Here is a 19,514-nt window from a genome sequence, read left to right as displayed (position 1 = left end):
AGTAATTACTTTGCTAATGCTCAGACCCTTTCTTTTATGGAGAAACTGAGGTGAGGCCGAATGAAAAAACCAATCATTACTTTTAATAATTTTTCCTTTCAATATCATAGCCAATCTGAACCAACATTAAAGGGGATTCAATTAACCATCTATGAAGGAGAAAAGGTTTTAATCGTTGGGCCTAGTGGTAGTGGTAAATCAACATTGGCGCAATGTATCAACGGGTTAATTCCCAATATTTATGAAGGTGAGATTCAAGGAACAGCTACGGTTGCTGGTAAAAATATCCAAGAAACAAGTCTATTTGATTTGTCTTTTGATGTAGGAACTGTTTTACAAGATACCGATGGGCAGTTTATCGGTTTAACGGTTGCTGAGGATATTGCTTTTGCTTTAGAAAACGATGCAGTTGAACAAGCAGAAATGAAAAAAGCGGTCCACAAATGGTCCGAGATTGTTGAGCTGAATCAGTTATTGCAACACCGTCCACAAGATTTGTCAGGTGGTCAAAAACAACGTGTATCTATGGCGGGCGTTCTAATTAACCAATCAAAAATTTTACTTTTTGATGAACCTTTGGCTAATCTTGACCCACGAGCGGGACAAGAAACAATGACTTTGATTGACACCATTCAACAAGAAACAAAAGCGACTGTTTTAATAATAGAACATCGCTTAGAGGACGTTCTTTGCGAATCAGTTGATCGAATTATTGTCATGAATGAGGGCGCAATTATTTCTGATACAACGCCAGATGAATTGTTACGTCAAGATACGTTGACCCAACAAGGGATTCGTGAACCTCTGTACGTTACAGCCATGAAATATGCTGGGATTGATTTAACACAAGTTAGTCATTTAGACAAATTAGCCGAAGTATCAGGCGAAATGGTTTTGCCTAAAATGACACAGTGGTCTGTCCAACCTAGTTCAGTTAGTGCAGTCAAAGGAGCTGAACTATTACGTTTGGAACAAGTGTCCTATCAATATGATCGTCACGGTGAAAAAGTGTTAGATGACTTCTCAGTAACTATTCATCATGGAGAAATGATCAGCATTGTAGGAAAAAATGGTGCCGGGAAGTCTACACTTTCTAAAATAATTTGCGGGTTCATCACGCCTCAATCGGGCAAGATTTTATGGGAAGGACAGGATTTTTCCAATTATTCAATCAAAGAACGTGCAGATAAAATTGGTTATGTGATGCAAAACCCCAATCAAATGATTTCTAAAAAAATGATTTTTGAAGAAGTAGCTTTAGGATTAGTTTTACGAGATGTGCCACAAGCAGAAATTGAGGAACGTGTGACGAATATTTTACATATTTGTGGGCTGTATCCCTTCCGGAACTGGCCGATTTCTGCGTTGAGTTTTGGGCAGAAAAAACGGGTAACTATTGCATCAATCTTAGTTTTAGAACCTGAATTATTAATTTTAGATGAACCAACAGCTGGACAAGATTTTAAACATTATACAGAAATGATGACATTTTTAGAAGAATTGAACCGCTTAGGTGTGACTATTTTAATGATCACTCACGATATGCACTTAATGTTGGAATATACAACACGTGCGTTAGTAGTTTGTGATGGACGTTTACTAGCAGATGCGACTCCAGTTGCTGTTTTAACAGATGAAAAATTAATTCAAGCAGCTTCTTTAAAAGAAACGAGCTTGTTTACCTTTGCTAAAGCGTTAGGCTTGGAAAATCCCTTGCTATTTACGGAAAAATTTGTTGCTTACGATCGTGAGGTGCGTTTTGGATGAGTGAACGACAAATGTTAGGCTATCATCCTGATTCAACCTGGATTCATCGCTTAAACGGCACAAGCAAATTAGTCTTTTTAATCGTTGTCTCTGTGGCTTGTATGACCACGTATGATACTCGTTATCTGTTAGGAATGTCTGTGGTTTCGCTTGTTTTGTTAAAATTATCAAATATTAAATGGCATCAAATATCTTTTGTTATTAAATTTATTGCTATTTTTTCTTTGTTAAATATCTTAACGGTTTACCTTTTTGCACCTGAATATGGGGTTGATTTATATCAATCACGTACCGTGATTTGGGAAGGAATCGGACGGTTTACTTTGACACAAGAAGAATTATTTTATGAATTTAATTTAGTTTTAAAATATTTCTGTACGATTCCGTTGGCATTAATCTTTTTATTAACAACAAATCCTAGTGAATTTGCCTCCAGCCTGAATCGAATTGGTGTGAGTTATCGGATTAGTTATGCAGTAGCGCTGGCTATTCGTTATATTCCCGATATCCAAGAAGATTTTTTTAATATTTCTTTAGCACAACAAGCGCGAGGTTATGAGATGTCTAAAAAGGGACGGTTAGGCCAACGAATCAAAGGCGTAGCACAAATCGTTTTACCCTTAATCCTATCTAGTTTAGATCGAATTGAAACTGTGAGTACCGCTATGGAATTAAGGCGTTTTGGTCAAAAGAAAAATCGAACGTGGTATGCGCAACAACCTTTTCATCTGCGTGATTTTTCGGTAATGTTACTTGCCTTATGCTTATTAGGAATCAGTTTCTGGTTGTTCCATGTGAATGGTGGCCGGTTTTATAATCCATTCCAATAAATAACAAATTGATAAGGTTCTATAAATAGAACGGATATTTTTTTATTATTAAGAATCTAGTACTTTCTCTTACTATGAGTGTACTAGATTCTTTTTTTGTAACTTTAAAGAACTAGACCAATTTTCGGTTTTTAGATTTTTGTTGACAAGTACCTACTTTTAATTGTATGATTGTTTATGTTTCTACGGAATATATTTACAAAGGAGGTATATAGACCAATATCGGATAGCGCCAGACCTGAACGTTCAGGTGACGAGGAGAGAGCTTATCGAAGATTCGGCGGGTGGCTCTAGGGACTGCACTCTACAGATAACAAAGAAAAACTAATTGTGAAGTTAGAACAAAGAGGTTATCACGCAGGTAGAAACATATAATGGGATTTGCTAGTTAAACAGGACCTAGTAAATACAGAATTTCAATTGGAAAGTAGGAATTAGCATTATGTGTGGAATTGTCGGAATGATTGGGAAAGAAAATGTCACGGAAAGTTTGATTCAAGGATTAACAAAATTGGAATATAGAGGTTATGATTCTGCTGGGATTTGTGTGAATGATCAAAGCCAACAGCCCCATGTAGTTAAGGCAGTTGGGGGCATTGCCGATTTAGCAGCAAAATTAACGCCAGAAATCGATGGAACAGTTGGTATTGGTCATACTCGTTGGGCCACTCATGGCGAACCAACTGTCGCCAATGCACATCCCCATGTTTCAAGCGATCAACGCTTTGCATTAGTGCATAATGGTGTCATTGAAAACTTTGAAGAATTAAAAGAACAATTTTTAAGTGGTGCTCACTTAATTGGTGATACAGATACTGAAATCGTCGTTCAATTAATTGCTCATTTTGCTGAAAATGGTTTTTCAACAAAAGATGCTTTTAAAGCGGCTTTAGCCGAAATTAAAGGTTCATACGCTTTTGCATTAATGGATAAAATGGACCCCAATACTATCTATGTAGCGAAAAATAAAAGCCCATTACTTATCGGTCTAGGTGAAGGCTTTAATGTTATTTGTAGTGACGCGATGGCGATGATTAAAGAAACCAATCAATTTGTTGAGATTGTTGATGGTGAAATTGTAACTGTTACAGCGGACAAAGTAGTAATCGAAACGCCAGAAGGACAAGTAATCAACCGAGAACCTTTTGAAGCGCAATTAGATTTAAATGACATTGAAAAAGGAACATATCCGTTTTATATGCTCAAAGAAATTGATGAACAACCTGCAGTGATGCGCAAAATTGTTCAAGCGTATACTCAAGGTGAAAAAGTGACTTTAGATGAGGCGTTACTTGAAAAAATTAATCAATGTGACCGAATTTACATTATTGCTTGTGGGACAAGTTATAATGCAGGTTGGGTCGGAAAATCTTTAATTGAAACGATTGCCAGTATTCCTGTGGAAGTTCATTTATCAAGCGAATTTGGCTACAACATGCCTATTTTATCTGAAAAACCGTTCTTCATTTTCTTAAGTCAAAGTGGTGAAACGGCAGATAGTCGCCAAGTACTGGTACAGGTTAATGAATTAGGGCATCCATCACTTACATTAACAAATGTTGCTGGCTCAACATTATCACGTGAAGCGGACGATACCTTGTTATTACACGCAGGACCAGAAATTGCTGTCGCTTCCACCAAAGCTTATACTGCTCAAATCGCTGTTTTAGCTATTTTAGCAAAAGCAATTGGTGAAGAACGCCAAACATTAGCAGCCGTCTCATTTGATGTGGCTCACGAATTGAGCGTGGTAGCAGCTGTCATGGAAACCTTGATTGATGAAAAACAACAAATGAAAGCCTTAGTGGAAGATTATCTGACGTATACTCGAAATGCCTTCTATATCGGGCGAGGAGTCGACTATTATGTGTCGATGGAAGCGGCCTTGAAGTTGAAAGAAATTTCCTACATTCAAGCAGAAGGCTTTGCGGCAGGTGAATTGAAGCATGGAACGATTGCCTTAATTGAAGAAGGAACACCTGTGATTGGGATTGTGACAGATGCCAAAGTCGCAGCCCATACAAGAGGCAATTTAAAGGAAGTCGAAAGTCGTGGAGCAAGAAATATTGTGATTGCCTTGGAATCCTTGGCAAAACCACAGGACCAACTGATTATTCCAGATGTTCATCCGTTACTTTCTGCCTTAGTTAGCATTGTTCCAGGTCAATTATTAGCGTACTATGCAACCTTACAAAGAGGCTACGATGTTGATAAACCAAGGAACTTAGCCAAAAGTGTAACTGTTGAGTAAATCAAGAACCTGAGAGAAAGATGTTCAACGGGTTTTCATGAGTTTTAATATCTGAGACAAAAATCATTTTAGATTTTTGTCTCAGATATTTTTTATAAAAGAAAGATATTCAGTCAAAAATGAAAGATTCCAAAGAAATTCTTTTTTTCCGTTGAAAACTGTTTGCATTTTAGCAAAATTAGATATAATTAATAAGAACCGAAAAATAAGAATTAGCCAGTGAGGTAACTTTGTTTGAAAGAAAGCAAAAAGTAGGTTAAGCTGAAAAGTGCTAATTTATTTAACAAAAAAAGATTGTGAGTTGTTTGATATGGATCAGTTTAGTACATTAACTGAACAAGAATTTACTACCTTTGCAATGACACATCCTGCAGGTAACTTTTTAGAAACACCCGAAATGAAACATTTATTGGAACGACGTGGCTGGCATTGTGAATACGTTGGCGTCAAACGAGAAGGCCAACTAATTGCTGCGTGTATCCTAAGCAAGAAAAAAGTCAAAATTGGTTATGCTTTCGACATTGACGGCGGAATTTTGATGGATTATACAGATAAAAAATGTGTAGAAGCCTTTTTCACAGGCTTAAAAAAATATGTGAAAAAAAATGATGGCCTTTATTTAACCTTTACTCCAAATAAACAAATTTGTTTACGTGATTTTAATGGCGGTGAAGTTGAAAAGGTCAATCAAGAAACATTTGACTATTTCACATCAATTGGTTTTGAACACCAAGGGTTTGATGTGCACAATTTTGATGGCGCGCCACGTTGGCTGTTTGTCAAAGATATGGCTGGATTAACAGAAGAAAATCTTTGGAAATCTTATGGAAAAGATGCTAAATATGACATCAAGAAAACATGGGAATATGGAGTAACAACCCGAGAACTTCGTTACGAAGAGTTACCTCTCTTTAAGAAATTAACGGAAGAAACAAGTGCACGACGTAATTTTGAAGATAAGGATTTAGCTTATTACCAAGCTGTTTATGAAGAGTTTGGCGAACGAGCGAAATTTATGGTGGCGGAACTAAATTTTGCTACTTATTTAGAAAATCTTCATGAGAAATTACGCAAATTACAAGAGACACTCAACGAAGTCAATGAAGCGTTAATTGCCAATCCTAAAAGCCGTAAAAAAAATAACCAGAAACGTGAATTTGAAGATGAAGTTCGTACCGTGCGCAAACGGATTGACGAAGCTAAAGAAATGAAAACATCAGATGAACCTGAAATTTTAGCAGGCGCCTTATTCATTGTTCATCCACAAGAAGTGGTTTACTTGTTTAGTGGTACGTATGAAAAATATAAACAATACTATGCACCGTATTTAATTCAACATAAAATGTTAACTTACACAGTAGAAAATAACATTCCCAAATATAATTTTTATGGCGTTGACGGTGTCTTTGATGGAAGTGATGGGGTTCTTAAATTCAAACAATCCTTTGGCGGTCATGTCGAAGAATTAATGGGCAATTTTCAATGGAAAGCCAAACCAATGAAATATGCCTTATACCACGCATTAAAAACAATTAAAGAAAAAGTCTAAAATTAAAATCTAATCCTTAAAAGGAATGGACGAAGTGAGGCGTTTAAATGGAAAATCAAGTTGAGGTTATGACGTATGCACAGTTAAAAGAAATTATGCAGGCGTTAGAAGCAAACGAAGCGATTACAGAAGATACAAAAGTCTTTATTGATACAGGCTGGGATAGCGTGCAAGAAGTAGCACCAGATGCAGTCAGTATTGAAAAAGTTGCTAAATTTACAGTAGCAGATGTTTTAACAAACGAAAGTTTTGCTGGGTATAGTTTAGAAGAAAAGGCGGAGAAGATGAACGCTGAAGGCGACCTAGAAACGGCAATTATTATTCGTAATCTTTACTAAAAAAGTCCGTTTGAATAGTTAAAATCGAGGTTGGGACAGAAGTGTATAGCTCCGAGCAACGCGTAGTGTTAGTTCTGTTCCCGCCGGTTATCAGGTTTTGAGCCTGGAGCAAAAATCCAAAGTGATTTTTGTCCCAGGCTCATCTGCTTTAAATAAGAAATAAAGGAGGTTAGATATGAGTACCATTCATGAATTTCCAAAAAACTATGAACGTTTTATTGCACAAGGAGAAGAAGCACTTGTAGAACATAATCAGATCGCCGCTTTAGAAAATTTTCAACAAGCCTATCAGCTACAACAAACGCCGCCAGTAAACCAAAAAATTGTCCAATTATTGTTGGAAATGGGTGAAGCTAACGAAGCACTAGCATTGGCAGAAGCGTTCCAAGAGACTTATTTTGAGAACCTTGAAACAGCGGCAATTTATATGCAAATTTATAGTCAGAGCCGTCGCTTTATTGAAGGATATATTTTATTGAAGCAACTACTTCAAACTAATAAAATAACGCTAGCACAACAAAAAACGTTAGAACAGCAATTAATGCAAGTGGAAGAGGCGTATCGACAATTAGAAACGCAGCAAATTCAAGCAATTAAAAGGAACTTGTTAGTAAGCGATCAATTGCCCGTTTATCAACAATTAGCGAACATTAAAACCAGTTTATATTTGCCTAAACCAGTATTTGTGGAAGTCGCAAAAGATTTAGTTATGAACCAAGCACTTAGTTATTTTGCTCGGGAATGGTTCATTGAAGAATTAGCACTGTTGCAATTTTCAGAACCACTGACTTTTCTTTGGTATGACAATCAGCCTCAGACAGTCTTACTAGAAGGAAAAACTGGACCGTTAAATACGCCGATCTATTCCGAAATTTATACTGAACTTAGGAATCGTTTAGAAAATGATGATCCAATTATGCTACAGCATTTGGAAGAAGAAATTCGGTTGCATTTTGCCTATTTGTATCCATTAGCAGAGACGGTTATTTCAGATCCAACTATCTGGGTCTTGGGTTATTTGGCAACCTACTATCCTGAATATATTGAAAAAGAATTGACTGAAGCAAAAGGCCATCAAATCGCTGCTGTTCAAAAAGTTCAACAGCCGATACGAACGGCTTTTACACAAATAATGCTTTAAAAAATGGCACGTCCTAAAAACGAGGACGTGCCATTTTTTCGGTTTCAGAAATTTGCTGAATCTGCTCTAATTGCTTTTCTTGACTGATTATTGCGGATAATAGAAAAAAGCAAGACAGAAATAAGTAAAAAGAATTCCTTGAATCAAGCAAATCACAACGAACAATGGCGTTGCTCCTGGAAAAGAATCAGAAATCCGTGTAATTAAAAATTCAACTAACCATAAAATCATTGAAAATAAAAATAATTTTTTCTGACGAGTTCTCATAGTCCGCAACAACCTTTCTGGTGATTTTCACTTCTCTATCATAACATAGAAAACGAGCTGTTTTTTCTCAAAAATTTTGTTACTTCATAAGAAAAATGGGAAATAAGCAAGTCTCAGGAAGTACTAGCTTTACCGAAAAGAATACTTAATCCATCTTAATCAAACCATACAGTCACGTTTATTGCAAAAGAAGTGTTTTTGGATGAAACAAATTATTTCATAAACACAAATATTTCTTTGTTGTTTGTATAAATGTCATAAAAGTGATTACTTACTACTTTTTGATTTTTAGACATATCCGTATCGGTCAGTGGTGCCATCTCTACTCCTAAATTCGATGAAGTATTGAACCAAACGTAATTAGGGAAATATAGACCGTCATTTGGTGGCACAATTTTTGAAAGAATTGGGTAGTTTCGACTTGTATTAGCATAAACAGTTGAATTTTTGAAAAACGTATTTAAATAAACTTTTTTACGTTCGTTTGTTACAACATTTTTTAAATCATCTGTTAAAACAGCTGCTTGGCGATTGAATGCTTCTTTTTGATAGTTTAATGTGGAAGAATACACCAAAACAAACGATAAAATATAATAAGATAACAAGCTGGCCACAAGTAACGAAGTTAGATAAATTGCTTTCACTTGTCGATTGTTAAATAAACTTAACATGCTGATTGTAACAAAAACAGCAAATCCGTAAATATAGCGAGGCGCATCACCAGCGATATTTCTTGAATAGACAATAAAAATACCAAAACTTAAGAGAGAAGCAAGTCCTAAATACAAGATACAATAAAGGAAACTTAAGCCTAAGTTGATTTTGCTATTTGATAGATGACTAATAAAAAATAAAACAAGCAGTAGGAGCAGTAATAAAAGCCATAAACGATTACTCTGGTTCAATAGCTCTGAAAAATAATGGTAACTATTTTGATAAGCCACACTGGGAATATCGTGCAAACTTGGTAAGGCCTGACTGCCCCCAATGTTGTTTGTTGCAGAAGGTACAAATTTTAACTCGATAAGGTAGCTGACTATAGAAAGTAGATAAGCGATAGCAGCAAGTGCGACTTTTTTACAAAGAGCAAAGAAATTTTCTCCAGCAAGTAACTGCTTGAAAGTAAGGAATAAGACGATAACTATATAAATTCCTGACGATGCTTGGTAAGTATTAAACATAACAAACAGTGAAAAGACAGAAACCAAGAAAAACGTAAAAGAATTACGCTGCCACCAATAAAAAGGAAGAAACGAACAAAAAATACTCAATGCCATATAGGGACTATCAAACCTGAAACTAAGACATTGGAGGAACCAAGGATTGAGTCCAATTAAAGTAGCTACTAAAGAGGAACCCCAGCTAATTTTTTGGTCATTGATGATATAAATTGCCAGTATGCTTGTGAGAGATAAGATAAGACCTGTTAGAATCGGTGTGGTCAAGCCCAGATCTGTCAAATGACGACTTCCTTGAACAAACCATGAGAGAAATTCACTGCCCCAACGTGCGTAAGTCGTACCAAAATCTGTCATTCCAGCGACTTGGCGAGCATTATCATCTAAGTAAGGGAAATTGATAATGCCGATGGATAAAACTGCCACTTGATAAATTAAAATGATCAATAGAAGATAGGCTTTATTTTCAATACACCAATTCTTTAAATCAAATTTTTTTGATTCTGTAGGGAATTGTTTCATCATTGTACTCCACTCCAATAATTATTTAACAATTAAAATATACCATAACGAGTGGAATGAAGAAATTGCTTTTGTTATTTTCTCATCTTGACAGAACACTAAGGGTAGGCAAAACAAAAAAATCCCAACTCTTTATTAAAGAGTTGGGATTTTACCAAAAAGCCACCTGCCGGGCTTGAACCGGCGACCCCCACCTTACCATGGTGGTGCTCTACCAACTGAGCTAAGGCGGCACTTTCAAAGGCTAAACTAACTCGAGGATTGCAACGAAGTGAAACCCATAGAGTTCACTTTCAAAGGCTACACTGCGACGAGTAATCGTCAAAGTTCCTTTTGAAAAATCGTACAAATCTCGTGCACAAGAAATAGAATAACGTATAGACGAAAGTTTGTCAATTGCTCTTTCGTAAAAAAAGAAAAATGATTTTTTTCTAAGAAAAACTGTTGACAATCTCTTTTTTCTCTAGTAAAGTGTAAATCAACATCACAGATAACTATTCATTCGTTGAAGAGAAGAGTAAATTTTGATGACCTTCAAAAGAGAGTCCTGATTGGTGAAAAGGGACAAGGTTCAGAAAAGTTGAAGATGGCCTCTGAGAATAAATTGCTGATAAGTAAGCAATTTCGGATAAGCACCCGTTACCATGTGCACCAAGTTAATAAAGACTTGGATAAGAGATGAGATATAAAGAATCAGTTATATTTCGAAAAAAGGTGGTACCGCGAATCATTCGCCCTTTACTAGCAAAACGCTAGTGAAGGGCTTTTTGCTGTGAATCACTACGACTGGCGCGAAGCGACAGAGTAGATGCTGTCTGCGATTACTCGACGCAGGATGGCCTTTGTAAGTGATGAACAGTACAAGCTGTTCGAAGAGAACATTAACTCTAGTCTGTTTAATTTTGAAAACAGATGAAAATCAGTTTAAAATGAATAGAAATAAAAAAGCAGTGATATAGTAAGTACAAGACTTGATTTGTCTAACAGAGAGCCTAGGTAGCTGAGAATAGGTGACAAAGACGTTTTGGAAAATGGCTATTGAGCAAGCGCTCCGAGTGTTAAACACAAGGCGGCGACGGGGGCTCCCGTTATCGAGCTAGGGTATCGAACATATTGTTCCGTACTTGAAAAGGGAATTTGTGTGAGCAAATTCTGAACATGAGGTGGTAACACGCAAAAAAGCGTCCTCAACGATACAACTCGAGTTGTGTCGTTGAGGATGCTTTTTTCTTTTTTATGAAAAAATGCAGGTTGGTAAGAATGAAGGGGGATAAAGAATGATTGAACTAAAAAATATCAGTGTGACATTTCAACAAAAAAAACAAGAAATTCAGGCTGTCCAAGATGTTTCTTTGACAATTGATAAAGGGGATATCTACGGAATCGTTGGTTATTCCGGTGCTGGAAAAAGTACGCTAGTACGGGTAATTAATTTATTGCAACGACCAACAGCGGGCACCGTTATTATTAACAAAGAAAATATTTTAACTTTTTCTAAAAAGGAATTACGACAACAACGAAAAAAGATTGGAATGATTTTTCAACATTTTAATTTGATGAAAGAGCGGACCATATTTAGTAATATCGATTTTTCATTAAAATATTCTGGGCTAAGTAAAAGTGAACGGCGTCAAAAAATCAGCCATTTATTAGAGCTAGTTGGACTAAGTGAAAAACGGGACGCTTACCCCAGTCAACTATCAGGAGGGCAAAAACAGCGGGTTGCGATTGCCCGCGCTTTAGCAAATGATCCTGAAATTTTACTTTGTGATGAAGCGACGAGTGCGTTAGATCCAAAAACAACGGGACAGATTTTAGCCTTGTTAAAAAAGTTAAATCAAGAACTGAACTTGACGATTGTCTTAATCACCCATGAAATGCAAGTGGTTAAAGAAATTTGTAATAAAGTCGCGGTGATGGAAAATGGCTGCGTTGTCGAATCAAACGATATTGTTTCGATTTTTAGTCAACCCCAACAACCTTTAACCAAAGATTTTATTCGGACAGCAACTCATATTGATCAAGCATTAACCACGATTCTTGAACATCCTAAATTAGCTGATTTAGATAAAAATCAAGAATTAATTGAGTTTTCTTATGTGGGAGATCAAACGAACGAGCCATTAATTGCACAATTGTATAGCCAATATCAGGTGTATACGAATATCCTTTATGGCAATGTCGAAATTGTTCAAAATGTTCCTATTGGCCATTTAATTGTGGTGCTTTCTGGTGATGAGGCCCAGCGTCAACAAGCCCTTGCTTATTTAGCGAAACAAGGCGTGCGAACCAATGTTTTGAAAACCTATCAGCAAACGAAGAGAAAGCAGAATTTACAGGTGATTTAAAAAAGGAGTGAACTGAGAATGTATCAATTATTTGAGAAATATTTTCCGAATGTTGTCCAATTAAAACAAGAGTTTCTTCAAAGTACATGGGAAACATTATACATGGTTTTTTGGACAGCATTGATTGCTGGTGTGTTAGGAGTCTTATTGGGTGTCGTGCTTGTCAGTACTGGCCCCAGTGGTGTTTTGAAAAATCCACCCCTGTATAGTGTCTTAGAAAAAATTATTAATGTTTGCCGCTCTATTCCTTTCATTATTATGCTCGCACTGATTCAACCATTAACACGAATTTTGGCAGGAACGACAATTGGTACAACCGCAGCGTTAGTCCCATTAGTTATTGGCGTAATCCCGTTTTTCGCGCGCCAAATTGAAAATGCGTTATTAGAAGTGGATCCTGGCGTTATTGAAGCGGCAGAAGCCATGGGGACGAGTCCCTTAGGGATTATTTTTCGGGTTTATCTAATTGAAGGGTTACCAAGTATTATTCGTGTTTCAGCGGTGACAATTATTAATTTGATTGGATTAACAGCCATGGCAGGAGCGATTGGAGCCGGTGGTCTGGGCAACTTAGCGATTACTCGAGGATACAATCGGTTTCAAACCGATGTGACATTTATGGCCACGTTAATTATTTTAATTATGGTATTTATCAGTCAAGCCATTAGTAATCAATTAATCAAAAAAACATCACATTAGAAAAAAGGAGAAATGACAAATGAAAAAATTTAGTAAATTGATTGGACTTATTGGGGTATTAGCTTTTACGATTGCAGGTTGTGCATCGGGGTCTGCGAAGGATACTAAGACAGAAACCGTTAAACTAGGGGTTGTAGGAACAAAAAATGATGAATGGGAATCGGTCAAAGACCGTTTGAAAAAGAAAAATATTGATTTACAATTGGTAGAATTTACAGACTATACGCAACCAAATGCAGCATTAGCAGAAAAAGAAATTGATTTAAATGCCTTTCAGCATCAAATCTTTTTAGACAATTACAATAAAGAACATGGGACGAAATTAGTATCAATTGGCAATACAGTCAATGCACCATTGGGAATTTACGCTAATAAATTGAAAGATATCACGAAAATTAAAGACGGCGGAGAAATTGCTATTCCTAATGACCCAACGAATGGTGGGCGGGCATTAATTTTATTACAAACTGCAGGACTGATAAAAGTTGATCCTGCGAAACAGCAATTACCGACTGTCAGTGATATTACTGAAAATAAACGCCAATTGAAAATAACTGAATTAGATGCTACGCAAACGGCGCGTGCTTTACAAGATGTCGATGCTTCAGTGATTAATAGCGGCATGGCTGTCGATGCTGGGTATACACCAGATAAAGATGCTATTTTCTTAGAACCTGTAAACGAAAAAGCGAAACCTTATGTGAACATTGTCGTGGCCCGAGAAGAAGATCAAGAGAATAAACTTTATCAAAAAGTTGTAGAAGAATATCAACAAGAAGAAACGAAAAAGGTCATTGCAGAAACATCAAAAGGCGCCAATGTTCCAGCCTGGGAAACATTTGGTAAAAAATAAAGGAGGCATTTATAATGAGTACAACAACGATTCAAACAATCCAAGAAGCTATTGCTACAGAAAATGAATGGATAATCCATTTAAGACGTCATTTTCATCAATATCCTGAAGCAAGTTTAAAAGAATATGAAACGATTAAGCGAATTAAAGAAGAACTACTAGCCTTAGCTATTCCTTTTGTAGAAGTAGGGGAAACGGGTGTTTTAGCAACCATTGAAGGAGGTCTTGGCGCTGGCAAAACGATTTTATTACGTGCAGATATTGATGCGTTGGAATTACCAGATGCAACAGGTACTGCCTATGCTTCTAAAAATCCAGGACTCAATCATGCTTGTGGACACGATGGTCATGCGGCAGCATTGCTAGGTGCAGCTAAAGTGCTCAAAAAACATCAGGATACCTTTTCAGGAACGATTAAACTGGCCTTCCAGCCAGCTGAAGAAATTGGTGCAGGCGCTCGACAATTTGTGGAAGGAAATTATTTAGAAGCAATCGACCAAGTGTTTGGGATTCATTTAGATTCTAGTGTGCCGGTCGGAAAATTAGTCGCTACCAAAGGCGCCACCAACGCCTCTTGTGATATTTTTAAAATTGAAGTCAGTGGTCAAAGTAGTCACGTCGCCCAACCACAGAATGGCCGGGATGCTGTTTTAGCAGCGGCCAGTATCGTTGTGGAATTACAAAAAATTGTAGCGCGCGAGATTGATCCTTTAGATTCCGTCGTAGTAGGAATTGGCGTTTTACAAGCAGGAACACGCTATAATATTGTAGCAAACCAGGCAACCATTGAAGGCACTGTTCGAACATTTAGTCAGGAAACGCGCCAATTTGTTTTACAACGAGTCGAAGAAATTGCCCATGAAATTGCCCAGTCTCATCGAACAGAAATTGCTGATTTTTCTGTTTATGCGGCAGCGAATCCATTAATTAATGAAGAACAAGCAACCAACCGTGCACAGCAGGTAGCCAGTGAAATTGTTGGTTTTGAAAATGTTGTGACCGATCATCCTAAAAGTTTAGGGGCGGATGATTTTGCTGATTACTTAGCGGTAATTCCTGGTATCTATGGACGGGTCGGTTCACGAAACCCTGAAAATCCTGCTACTCATTTTGGACACCATCATGAACAATTTGATATTGATGAACGTGCCTTACTTTTAGCAGCAGAGTACCACGTACGCTATGCATTAAATTATTTATCAGAATAACAGGGATAGGGAGCCGACAAAATGATGGTTTGTGGGCTCCTTTCGTTATAAACCAACGTGGCTTGCTTTCTTGTCATTCTATGGTAGAATACAAGCATAAGAAAGGTGATTCACATGTTTTTTGTTTTAACTGATAAATTAACAAGAAAAGTAGCTCCCGATAGTTTAAGAACAGATGAAGCACTGTTGTGGAGCCGAGCAATTAATTTCTTCATCGCTTGATAGGACATTTTTTGACTAGAAAAGCTAGTCTTATTTGAGTGTACGTACAAGCGGTTGTCGGGATTTCTGTCAGGATGGACGACGTGCAGACGTGGTTCTTTTTTTGTTGTCCCAAAATAATCAGTTAACAAGAAAGAAGTGACGAAAATGAGTATTTTAACTATTGAACATTTAACGCATCGATTTGGCGAAAAGGTCTTGTATGAAGAGGCTTCATTGCAAGTGAATAAGGGGGATCATTTAGGCTTAACTGGCCAAAATGGTGTCGGCAAATCCACCTTAATTAAAATTTTAACGGGGGAAGTATTGCCAGACGAAGGAACGATTCAGTGGCAAAAAAATTGTAAGATTGGGTACTTGGATCAGCATGTTTCTGTAGAACAATCACTAACGATGGTTGATTTTTTGAAACAAGCCTTTCAAGAACTTTTTGATAAAGAAGCGAAACTGACAAAGCTTTATGAAGAATACAGTCAAACGGCTTCGGAAAAACTTTTAGAACAAGCAGGCAAATTACAAACAGATTTAGATGAAAGTAATTTTTACCAAATCGACACGATTATTCAGGATTTAGCCAATGGGTTAGGACTACAAGCAATTGGTTTGGATAAAAAGTTAGGGGAGCTAAGCGGTGGTCAACGTTCAAAAGTGATTTTAGCAAAATTATTGTTAGAGGCCCCTGATGTGTTACTTTTAGATGAACCCACCAACTATTTAGATGATACACATATTCAATGGCTTGTTCGCTATCTGAATAATTTTGAAGGAAGCTTTCTATTAGTCTCTCATGATTATCAATTTTTAAATGAAGTGACGAATTGCATCGCAGATATTGAGTTTGGCAAATTAACCAAATATACTGGAAATGTAGAAAAATCTTTTGCACAAAAAGAGCAGAATAAACAAACCTATTTGAAACAGTATCAGGCCCAACAAGAAAAAATTGAAAAAATGGAAGCCTATATTCGTAAATACAAAGCTGGAAATCGAGCAACGATGGCTAAAAGTCGACAAAAACAATTGGACCGGTTGGAACGATTGACTCCGCCAGGTTCCTTGACTAAGCCAGCGATTGAATTTCCTTATCAAGGGTTAGTTGCAACGCAAGCACTAACGACCCAGAAGTTAGTTGTCGGCTATCGGGAACCTTTGTTAGAACCGTTAGATTTAATGGTTCATGTCGGTGAAAAAGTCGCATTGAAAGGCTTTAATGGGATTGGCAAATCAACATTAATTAAAACGTTGACGAAAGTGATTCCTTCATTAGATGGAGAATTTCATTATCCGCTGAATACCAAAATTGCTTATTTTACCCAAGACTTGGCGTGGCCTAATGAGCAGTTAACGCCGCTAGACTATTTATCAGATCGTTTTCCAGATACAACGATTAAAGAGCGAAGAAGTCATTTGGCTAGAGCAGGTTTACCAGATAAGTTAGCAATGCAGTCGCTAGCCCTGTTAAGTGGTGGTGAGCAAACAAAAGTAAAACTAGCGGAACTAATGATGCAAACAAGTAATTTGTTATTTTTAGATGAGCCAACCAATCATATTGATGAAGCGGCCAAAAAAAGTTTACAAGAAGCAATTCACGTTTACCCAGGAACGGTTTTTCTGGTTTCCCATGAAGCAGATTTTTATGAGGAAATTGTGGATCGAGTAATTGATATTGAGGAATTAGTTAAATAAAGAAGAAAGAACCAAGTTGAGGGGGAGTCAACTTGGTTCTTTCTTCTTTATTATTTATTTACTCATTAAGCCATCATGGATTTTTGTTAAATTCCAGTTCATCATGCTGTAGTACGTATCGCCTTCTGTTCCTTCTTTGGCAAGAGAGTCTGTGAAAAGTGTATCGTAAATTGGTCGTTTCACTTCTTTTGAGACCCGTTCCATACTACGTTTATCGACACTGGTTTCAACAAATAACACAGGTGCTTTTGATTTCTTAATGGTATCAATAATCGTGGTCATTTGTTCAGGTGTTCCTTGACTTTCTGTGTTAATTTCCCAAATATAAGCGGCATTTAAATCATAAGCTTTGGAGAAATATTTAAAGGCACCTTCACTTGTAACTAATAATTTTTTATCATCAGGAATATCAGCAAATTTAGCTTTGGCTTCCTCATGTAGTTTGCTAAGTTTTTCGGTATAATTTTTCGCGTTTTCTGTATAGAAATCTTTATTTTTTGGATCTTTTTCTACTAACACGTCACGAATGTTTTCTACATATTTAATGCCATTTTCAATGTCTAACCAAGCATGCGGATCTTCTGTTTGTTCTTGACCGGCACTTGTTAAATATTGTGGCGTAACATTTTTGCTTGTAGAAAAGTAATCTTTATTCTCAACTTTTTTGGCCGTTTTCATTAATTTGTTAAACCAGCCATTTCCGCCTGTTTCTAAGTTCAAGCCGTTAAAGAATAAAATGTCCGCTTCAGAAGCTTTCGCAATGTCTTCTGGTAACGGTTCATATTCGTGAGGGTCTGTCCCAATTGGCACAATACTATGCAGCTCAATTTTGTCTTGCCCAACATTTTTCACTAAATCGGATAAGATCGAGTTCGTTGTCACAATTGCTAATTTTTCTTTCTTTTCAGCGGCTTGATTCCCGCAAGCAGCTAACGTTAACCCTGCTAAAAGTGTTAAAAAAAATAAACTAAATTTTTTCATTCGTTGATTCCTCCATTTCTTTCTCACGGTTTACAAATACTAGGCCTTTCTTTGGTGAGAAAAAGAAAGCCAATAAAAAGAATAAGGCGGCGGTTAAAACAATCGTCGCACCAGAAGCTAAGTTATAAGAATAACTAAAGAATAGGCCAATCACTGAACTTAAAATCCCAAAAGTAGAGGCTAAGCCAATCATTGTCGGTAAGTGATTTGTTAATAGATAAGCTGTTGCCGCTGGTGTAATCAGCATGGCAATGACTAAAATAGTTCCGACGGTTTGCAAAGAAGAAACAGCGACTAATGTTAGTAAAAACATCAATGCATAGTGGAAAAATTGAATATTTAAACCATAAGCCTGAGCCATTGTGGGATCAAAAGAAGTGAGTTGCAACTCTTTATAAAACAATGCCACAAAAATCAAAACAATCACACCGACGACACAAGTAATTAAAATATCGGTATCTGCGACCGCTAATACATTTCCAAACAGAATATGATATAAATCGGTGGAACTTTTTGCAAAAGAGATAAAAATAATCCCTAAAGCAAAAAAAGAACTAAAGACAACACCAATGGCAGTATCATTTTTTAGTGGACTTTTTTGGGTAATAAAGCCGATCGATAATGCAGCTAATAAGCCAAAAATAGAAGCGCCAAAAATATAATTGAAACCAAACATATAAGAAACAGCGACCCCTGGTAAAACAGCATGGGAAATCGCATCACCCATCAAAGACATCCCACGTAAAATAATGAATGAACCAATTACCCCTGAAATGAGTCCGACAATTACAGACGTCAAAAGGGCATTTTGTAAAAATTGATAACGGAATAAACCATCAATAAATGCAGCAATCATTTTGCAACCCCCTGTATTAATAAATCACCTAACAAATCACCGTATGCTTCTTGGAGCGTTTCTGCAGTAAATGTTTGTTCAACAGGACCCGCAGCAATTAGCCGGTTTTTCAAAACGATTAATTCATCAAAATAGTGGGACACTTTGTGCAAATCATGGTGAACAATGATAATCATTTTACCTTGATTTTTTAATGATTTAAGAATATCCATAATCACTTTTTCACTAGACATATCAATGCCGACGAAAGGTTCATCTAAAAAAATCACCTCAGCACCTTGGGCCAAAACACGGGCGATAAACACACGTTGTAATTGGCCACCAGAAAGTTCGCCAATCTGGCGTTGCGCATAGTCTTCTAATTGCACCATTTTTAATGCAGCCATGGCTGCTTGCTTTTCTTTCTTTCCTGGGCGTTTTAATAGTCCCAAGTTTGGATAGGTTCCTAGCAAGACCGTTTCAAAAACGCTAATTGGGAAACTAAGATCCAAGGCGCTACGTTGTTCTACATAGGCAATGGTTGTTTTTTGTTGGTCAATCGCTTGATTATTTAACAAAACATCACGTTCCTTTGTTTTAATCAAGCCTAATAACCCTTTAATAAATGTTGACTTTCCAGCACCATTTGGTCCGATAATTCCAGTAATTTTACCGGAGGGAATAGTAACGTGGATATTATTTAAAGCGGTCCGTCCTTGATATTGAACGGTTAACGCTTGAACAGCTAAGTTAAAGCTTTTTCTCATGAAATTCCTCCTTTTTAGGTTTGCCTTAAAATCAGTATAAGGGATAGTTTAAGAAAATGCAAATAATTTTTA

At 36.8% G+C, this 19,514-nt stretch carries 16 protein-coding genes, 1 tRNA gene and 2 other annotated features; of the genes, 11 read left to right on the top strand and 6 right to left on the bottom strand.

Translation table 11 applies throughout. The annotated features are described in order from the left end of the window. The first annotated feature begins 60 nt into the window (after window positions 1-60). The 6 genes from IGJ37_RS08420 (at window position 61) to IGJ37_RS08395 (ending at window position 7,876) form a co-directional block, all read left to right on the top strand. Window positions 61-1,767 carry an ABC transporter ATP-binding protein gene (locus IGJ37_RS08420; protein ID WP_002378495.1) on the top strand — a complete coding sequence of 569 codons (1,707 nt, stop codon included), beginning with the start codon at window positions 61-63 and terminating at the stop codon, window positions 1,765-1,767. Then, complete coding sequence (locus tag IGJ37_RS08415; RefSeq protein WP_002359933.1) at window positions 1,764-2,597, top strand: energy-coupling factor transporter transmembrane component T family protein; 834 nt, start codon at window positions 1,764-1,766, stop codon at window positions 2,595-2,597. The genes IGJ37_RS08420 and IGJ37_RS08415 overlap by 4 nt, the downstream gene beginning before the upstream one ends. Window positions 2,598-3,039: 442 nt before the next feature. Then, window positions 3,040-4,848, top strand: coding sequence for a glutamine--fructose-6-phosphate transaminase (isomerizing) (gene glmS, locus IGJ37_RS08410; protein WP_002356940.1), 1,809 nt, complete (start codon window positions 3,040-3,042; stop codon window positions 4,846-4,848). A gap of 310 nt (window positions 4,849-5,158) precedes the next feature. After that, window positions 5,159-6,397 carry an aminoacyltransferase gene (locus IGJ37_RS08405; RefSeq protein WP_156235161.1) on the top strand — a complete coding sequence of 413 codons (1,239 nt, stop codon included), beginning with the start codon at window positions 5,159-5,161 and terminating at the stop codon, window positions 6,395-6,397. 47 nt (window positions 6,398-6,444) lie between these two features. Continuing rightward, window positions 6,445-6,735 carry a hypothetical protein gene (locus IGJ37_RS08400; RefSeq protein ID WP_002359936.1) on the top strand — a complete coding sequence of 97 codons (291 nt, stop codon included), beginning with the start codon at window positions 6,445-6,447 and terminating at the stop codon, window positions 6,733-6,735. A gap of 175 nt (window positions 6,736-6,910) precedes the next feature. Continuing rightward, complete coding sequence (locus tag IGJ37_RS08395; RefSeq protein ID WP_252671328.1) at window positions 6,911-7,876, top strand: hypothetical protein; 966 nt, start codon at window positions 6,911-6,913, stop codon at window positions 7,874-7,876. An 87-nt stretch (window positions 7,877-7,963) separates the two neighbouring features. Here the strand turns inward: IGJ37_RS08395 and IGJ37_RS08390 are convergent, their stop codons facing one another. The 3 genes from IGJ37_RS08390 to IGJ37_RS08380 form a co-directional block, all read right to left on the bottom strand. Continuing rightward, a complete protein-coding gene (locus IGJ37_RS08390) occupies window positions 7,964-8,143 on the bottom strand; it encodes a hypothetical protein (protein WP_002383739.1) in 180 nt (59 codons plus the stop codon). A 212-nt stretch (window positions 8,144-8,355) separates the two neighbouring features. Continuing rightward, window positions 8,356-9,846 (bottom strand): glucosyltransferase domain-containing protein, encoded by a 1,491-nt coding sequence (locus IGJ37_RS08385; protein WP_252671326.1) that lies wholly within the window; start codon window positions 9,844-9,846, stop codon window positions 8,356-8,358. Window positions 9,847-10,003: 157 nt separating this feature from the next. Beyond that, a tRNA-Thr gene (locus IGJ37_RS08380) sits at window positions 10,004-10,076 on the bottom strand. 263 nt (window positions 10,077-10,339) lie between these two features. Further along, window positions 10,340-10,585: a binding site (T-box leader), on the top strand. 199 nt (window positions 10,586-10,784) lie between these two features. Then, window positions 10,785-11,035 (top strand) — a binding site (T-box leader). A gap of 85 nt (window positions 11,036-11,120) precedes the next feature. Between IGJ37_RS08380 and IGJ37_RS08375 the strand changes: the two genes are divergently transcribed. From IGJ37_RS08375 to IGJ37_RS08355, 5 genes are all read left to right on the top strand, one after another. Further along, window positions 11,121-12,191: a methionine ABC transporter ATP-binding protein gene (locus IGJ37_RS08375; RefSeq protein ID WP_002374501.1), complete on the top strand. Its 1,071-nt coding sequence runs from the start codon at window positions 11,121-11,123 to the stop codon at window positions 12,189-12,191. Window positions 12,192-12,209: 18 nt separating this feature from the next. Beyond that, entirely contained in the window at window positions 12,210-12,890 is a 681-nt protein-coding gene (locus IGJ37_RS08370; RefSeq protein ID WP_002359998.1) for a methionine ABC transporter permease, read from the top strand. Window positions 12,891-12,909: 19 nt separating this feature from the next. Further along, complete coding sequence (locus IGJ37_RS08365; RefSeq protein ID WP_002366917.1) at window positions 12,910-13,743, top strand: MetQ/NlpA family ABC transporter substrate-binding protein; 834 nt, start codon at window positions 12,910-12,912, stop codon at window positions 13,741-13,743. 14 nt (window positions 13,744-13,757) lie between these two features. Beyond that, window positions 13,758-14,951 (top strand): amidohydrolase, encoded by a 1,194-nt coding sequence (locus IGJ37_RS08360; protein WP_002360000.1) that lies wholly within the window; start codon window positions 13,758-13,760, stop codon window positions 14,949-14,951. Window positions 14,952-15,320: 369 nt separating this feature from the next. After that, complete coding sequence (locus IGJ37_RS08355) at window positions 15,321-16,859, top strand: ABC-F family ATP-binding cassette domain-containing protein (RefSeq protein WP_002362078.1); 1,539 nt, start codon at window positions 15,321-15,323, stop codon at window positions 16,857-16,859. Between the two features lie 54 nt (window positions 16,860-16,913). Here IGJ37_RS08355 and IGJ37_RS08350 read toward each other — a convergent pair whose 3' ends face one another. From IGJ37_RS08350 to IGJ37_RS08340, 3 genes are read right to left on the bottom strand one after another with little or no spacing between them, the layout of a single operon-like run. Then, window positions 16,914-17,840, bottom strand: coding sequence for a metal ABC transporter substrate-binding protein (locus IGJ37_RS08350; RefSeq protein ID WP_002356954.1), 927 nt, complete (start codon window positions 17,838-17,840; stop codon window positions 16,914-16,916). Continuing rightward, on the bottom strand, window positions 17,827-18,696 hold the full coding sequence (locus IGJ37_RS08345; protein ID WP_002369145.1) for a metal ABC transporter permease: 870 nt from the start codon (window positions 18,694-18,696) through the stop codon (window positions 17,827-17,829). Before IGJ37_RS08345 ends, IGJ37_RS08350 begins: the two co-directional genes overlap by 14 nt. Continuing rightward, window positions 18,693-19,442 (bottom strand): metal ABC transporter ATP-binding protein, encoded by a 750-nt coding sequence (locus IGJ37_RS08340; protein ID WP_002360005.1) that lies wholly within the window; start codon window positions 19,440-19,442, stop codon window positions 18,693-18,695. The genes IGJ37_RS08345 and IGJ37_RS08340 overlap by 4 nt, the downstream gene beginning before the upstream one ends. Between the last annotated feature and the right edge of the window lie 72 nt (window positions 19,443-19,514).

The organism is Enterococcus sp. AZ104 (assembly GCF_050546705.1).
Lineage (GTDB): Bacteria > Bacillota > Bacilli > Lactobacillales > Enterococcaceae > Enterococcus > Enterococcus faecalis.
The sequence above is the reverse complement of the archived record's forward strand: the minus strand, read 5'-3'. Positions and strand labels throughout refer to the sequence as shown.

What these genes read in the sequence shown, in the direction of transcription:
- IGJ37_RS08420 (WP_002378495.1), top strand. Translation starts at nt 61, where the DNA reads ATGAAAAAACCAATCATTACTTTTAATAATTTTTCCTTTCAATATCAT.
- IGJ37_RS08415 (WP_002359933.1), top strand. Translation starts at nt 1,764, where the DNA reads ATGAGTGAACGACAAATGTTAGGCTATCATCCTGATTCAACCTGGATT.
- glmS (WP_002356940.1), top strand. Translation starts at nt 3,040, where the DNA reads ATGTGTGGAATTGTCGGAATGATTGGGAAAGAAAATGTCACGGAAAGT.
- IGJ37_RS08405 (WP_156235161.1), top strand. Translation starts at nt 5,159, where the DNA reads ATGGATCAGTTTAGTACATTAACTGAACAAGAATTTACTACCTTTGCA.
- IGJ37_RS08400 (WP_002359936.1), top strand. Translation starts at nt 6,445, where the DNA reads ATGGAAAATCAAGTTGAGGTTATGACGTATGCACAGTTAAAAGAAATT.
- IGJ37_RS08395 (WP_252671328.1), top strand. Translation starts at nt 6,911, where the DNA reads ATGAGTACCATTCATGAATTTCCAAAAAACTATGAACGTTTTATTGCA.
- IGJ37_RS08390 (WP_002383739.1), bottom strand. Translation starts at nt 8,143, where the DNA reads ATGAGAACTCGTCAGAAAAAATTATTTTTATTTTCAATGATTTTATGG.
- IGJ37_RS08385 (WP_252671326.1), bottom strand. Translation starts at nt 9,846, where the DNA reads ATGATGAAACAATTCCCTACAGAATCAAAAAAATTTGATTTAAAGAAT.
- IGJ37_RS08375 (WP_002374501.1), top strand. Translation starts at nt 11,121, where the DNA reads ATGATTGAACTAAAAAATATCAGTGTGACATTTCAACAAAAAAAACAA.
- IGJ37_RS08370 (WP_002359998.1), top strand. Translation starts at nt 12,210, where the DNA reads ATGTATCAATTATTTGAGAAATATTTTCCGAATGTTGTCCAATTAAAA.
- IGJ37_RS08365 (WP_002366917.1), top strand. Translation starts at nt 12,910, where the DNA reads ATGAAAAAATTTAGTAAATTGATTGGACTTATTGGGGTATTAGCTTTT.
- IGJ37_RS08360 (WP_002360000.1), top strand. Translation starts at nt 13,758, where the DNA reads ATGAGTACAACAACGATTCAAACAATCCAAGAAGCTATTGCTACAGAA.
- IGJ37_RS08355 (WP_002362078.1), top strand. Translation starts at nt 15,321, where the DNA reads ATGAGTATTTTAACTATTGAACATTTAACGCATCGATTTGGCGAAAAG.
- IGJ37_RS08350 (WP_002356954.1), bottom strand. Translation starts at nt 17,840, where the DNA reads ATGAAAAAATTTAGTTTATTTTTTTTAACACTTTTAGCAGGGTTAACG.
- IGJ37_RS08345 (WP_002369145.1), bottom strand. Translation starts at nt 18,696, where the DNA reads ATGATTGCTGCATTTATTGATGGTTTATTCCGTTATCAATTTTTACAA.
- IGJ37_RS08340 (WP_002360005.1), bottom strand. Translation starts at nt 19,442, where the DNA reads ATGAGAAAAAGCTTTAACTTAGCTGTTCAAGCGTTAACCGTTCAATAT.